Source organism: Ochrobactrum sp. Q0168, from assembly GCF_016427605.1.
Classification (GTDB): Bacteria; Pseudomonadota; Alphaproteobacteria; order Rhizobiales; family Rhizobiaceae; genus Brucella.
On sequence record NZ_JAELXQ010000049.1, the window covers coordinates 1 to 778 of the forward strand.

A 778-nucleotide genomic window follows, 5' to 3' on the forward strand; every position below is an offset into this window, starting at 1 on the left:
AATCGGTGATGGCGGTTAAACACATCAATCATAGTGCAAGGCTTGAGCAAGCTCTTGCGACATCAACCTTTTTGTCGGTCGATCCGATTACATCTTCTCTTCACTATTTCATACAGAACACGCAGACTAAAAAGTCCGCAAACTTGGTTCTTTCTCTTGTTGATCAACTCGCTTCCTTCTCAACACCAAATCACGATGGTGGAGCTGGACGGGATCGAACCGACGACCCCCTGCTTGCAAAGCAGGTGCTCTCCCAGCTGAGCTACAGCCCCTTATCGTGTATCATGGTGGGCCTGGGAGGACTTGAACCTCCGACCCCACGCTTATCAAGCGTGTGCTCTAACCAACTGAGCTACAAGCCCTTATATCTACACCAACTGCTTCCAGTCAGCGCCAATACAGGACGCTAGTCCGTCGGCCCTAGTGGGCCGCGCTCGCGCAGGGCCAGCAGCGTCAGCTGCGGTACGGCCCGTGAGCGATCAACAATGAAGAAAGAGAAACGAAGGCGGCATGTCTGCCCGCTTGCGCCGGCAAGTCGAAGACTTGTCGAAAGCTGCAAGCGATAAGAAAGCGATCGTGAAGCTGACTGGCTTCCGATCTTTGTTCTAATAAGATGATTTAGCGATGAGCCCGAAGCTCTGTCACGTAAATGATCTTCCTTAGAAAGGAGGTGATCCAGCCGCAGGTTCCCCTACGGCTACCTTGTTACGACTTCACCCCAGTCGCTGACCCTACCGTGGTCGCCTGCCTCCTTGCGGTTAGCACAGCGCCTTCGGGT

2 tRNA genes and 1 rRNA gene are annotated in these 778 nt (G+C 53.5%); all 3 read right to left on the reverse strand.

Annotation, left to right across the window (positions count from 1 at the left end):
- Positions 1-196: 196 nt before the first annotated feature.
- Positions 197-272, reverse strand: a tRNA-Ala gene (locus JAU75_RS23890).
- Positions 273-285: 13 nt separating this feature from the next.
- Positions 286-362 (reverse strand) — tRNA-Ile (locus JAU75_RS23895).
- A gap of 301 nt (positions 363-663) precedes the next feature.
- Positions 664-778: ribosomal RNA gene (locus JAU75_RS23900) — 16S ribosomal RNA — on the reverse strand; the annotation flags it as partial.